This is a genomic window from Mycobacterium europaeum, assembly GCF_002102155.1.
Lineage (GTDB): Bacteria > Actinomycetota > Actinomycetes > Mycobacteriales > Mycobacteriaceae > Mycobacterium > Mycobacterium europaeum.
Genome location: NZ_LQOU01000063.1, coordinates 1 through 3008, shown reverse-complemented (window position 1 = coordinate 3008; position 3008 = coordinate 1). Strand labels below are relative to the sequence as shown.

Here is a 3008-nt window from a genome sequence, read left to right as displayed (position 1 = left end):
CAAGGCCGGGGCGGCCTACCTGCCCATCGACCCCGCACTGCCGCCAACACGCATCGAATTCATGCTCACCGACGCCAAGCCGGCCGCCGCGATTGTCACCCCTGACTTGCGGCCCCGGCTCGACGGGCCCGGCCTGGCTCTCATCGACATCGGCGAGCCCCCCACCGAGACCCGACCCGGCGACGGGCTGCCGGCGCCGTCACCGGAGGATATCGCCTACATCATCTACACGTCCGGAACCACCGGGGTCCCCAAGGGCGTGGCGGTGCCGCACCGCAATGTCACCCAGCTGCTCGAGTCCGTCAACCGTGAGCTGGCGTTCGGGCGGGTGTGGTCGCAATGCCACTCGCTGGCCTTCGACTTCTCGGTGTGGGAGATCTTCGGGGCGCTGCTGCGCGGCGCCCGGCTGGTGATCGTGCCCGACACCGTGGTCCGCTCACCAGAAGAACTGCACGCCACGCTGATTCGCGAACAGGTCAGCGTCCTCAGCCACACCCCCTCGGCGTTCTACGCGCTCTCGCCCGCGCTGGGCCAACAGCTGAAACTGCGGACCGTGGTGTTCGGCGGCGAGGCCCTGGAACCGCAGCGGCTGGCCGGGTGGTTGCGCCACCGGCCGGGGGCGCCCCGGCTGATCAACATGTATGGCATCACCGAGACCACCGTGCACGCCTCGTTCCGGAAGATCGGCGACGGCGACCTCGACAGCGGCGCCAGCCCCATCGGAGTGCCACTGCCGCACCTGGGTTTCTTCGTGCTGGACCGGTGGCTCAACCCGGTGCCCGCCGGCGTGCAGGGCGAGTTGTACGTGGCCGGTCATGGGGTGGCGCATGGGTATGTCCGCCGGGCGGGTCTGACCGCGTCGCGGTTCGTGGCGTGCCCCTTCGGAGCACCGGGACAACGGATGTATCGCAGCGGGGACCTGGTGCGCTGGGGAGCCGACGGACAGCTGCAATACCTAGGGCGGGCCGACGAGCAGGTCAAGATCCGCGGCTACCGCATCGAGATCGGCGAAATCCATACCGCGCTAACCGATTTGGATGGCGTTAGGCAGGCCGCGGTGGCCGTCCGCGAGGACCGCCCCGGCGACAAGCGCCTGGTCGCCTACATCGCCGGCACCGCCGACCCGACCGAGGTCCGCGCCCGGCTCGCCGACCGGCTGCCCCACTACATGCTTCCGGCCGCCGTCGTCGCGCTCGACGAATTGCCGCTGACCCTGAACGGCAAACTCGACACCCGCGCCCTGCCTGCACCCGACTACCAGGAAAGTGGGGAATACCGGCCTCCGGCGACTCCAGTGGAGGAAATCCTCGCCGGCATCTACGCGCGGGTCCTGGGGCTGCCGCGCGTCGGGGTCGAGGAGTCCTTTTTCGACCTCGGCGGGGATTCATTGTCGGCCATGCGTCTGGTCGCGGCGGTCACTACCGGTCTGGGCGCCCACCTCCAAGTACGAACCTTGTTCGAGGCGCCCACGATCCGGCAGTTGGCCCAGCATCTCGGTGCGGGCGAGGGCCGCCCCACCCGCGTCGTGGCCGGTGCGCGGCCGGCGGTGGTGCCGTTGTCGTTCGCCCAATCCCGCTTGTGGTTCACCGATCAGTTGCAGGGGCCGTCGCCGGTTTACAACCTGCCCGCGGCGATGCAGCTGGACGGGCCCCTGGATGTCGAGGCGCTCGGGATGGCGCTCGCCGACGTGGTGGCCCGGCACGAAAGCCTGCGCACGGTGTTTGCCGCACCGCTCGGGACACCCCGGCAGGTCGTCGTCCCCGCCGAGCGCGCCCACTTCGGCTGGCGAGTGGTGGACGCCGTCGAGTGGTCGGCCGGCCGCCTCGACGAGGCCATCGAGGACACTGCCCGCCACACCTTCGAGTTGGCCACCGAAATACCGTTGCGCGCGAAGCTTTTCCGGGTCTCCCCGGACCGGCATGTGTTGGTGGCGGTCATCCACCACATCGCCGCCGACGGGTCGTCCCTGACGCCGCTGGTGCGCGATCTCGGGGTGGCCTATGCCAGCAGGTGCGCGGGCGAGGCGCCCGCGTGGGCGCCGCTGGCGGTGCAGTACGCCGACTACACGCTATGGCAGCAGGCCGGCCTGGGCGCACTGGACGACCCTGACAGCGCCATCGCGGGGCAGTTGCGGTACTGGCAACAGGCTTTGGCCGGACTGCCCGAGCGTCTCGCGTTGCCCATCGACCGGCCGTACCCGCCGGAGGCCGACCATCGCGGATCCAGCGTGGCGGTGGAGTGGCCGGCGGAGCTGCAACAGCGCGTCCGTGAGATCGCTCGCGAGCACAACGCGACCAGCTTCATGGTGCTCCAGGCCGCCCTGGCGGTGCTGCTGGCAAAAGTCGGCGCGACCTCCGATGTGGCGGTGGGCTTCCCGATCGCCGGGCGCCGGGATCCGGCGCTGGACGAACTGGTGGGCTTTTTCGTCAACACCCTGGTGCTCCGGGTCGATCTGGCCGGAAACCCCAGTCTCGCAGAGGTGTTGGCGCAGGTGCGGCAGCGCAGCCTCGCCGCCTACGAGCATCAGGACGTGCCCTTCGAGGTGCTCGTGGAACGGCTCAACCCCACCCGCAGCCTCACCCACCATCCGCTGGTGCAGGTCATGCTGACCTGGCAGAACAACGGGCCCGCCGACTTGCACCTGGGCGACGTCCGGGTGACGTCGCTGCCGCTCGACATGCGCACGGCCCGCATGGATCTGGTGTTCTCATTGGCCGAACGCTGGACCGACGACGGACAGCCCGCCGGCATCGGCGGGTCCGTGGAGTTCCGCACCGATGTGTTCGACACCGGCACCGTCGCGGCCCTGATCGACCGTTTGCGGCGGGTGTTGGTTTCGTTGACCACCGACGCGACCCGCACGCTCTCGGACGTCGACGTCCTCGACGAATCCGAAAATGCCCGCCTGCGCGCCCTCGGCAACCAAGATGCGCTGACGCGGCCGTGGGTGCCGGTGTCGATTCCGGCGTTGTTCGCCGCGCAGGTGGCCCGTAGTCCGTTGGCGACGG

Annotated in this window: 1 protein-coding gene; it reads left to right on the top strand. The window is 69.8% G+C overall.

All coding sequences use genetic code 11. The features are described 5' to 3' along the window. Positions 1–3008, top strand: a 3008-nt coding sequence (locus AWC03_RS24050) for a non-ribosomal peptide synthetase (protein ID WP_142278507.1), incomplete at both ends; no start/stop codon positions are given.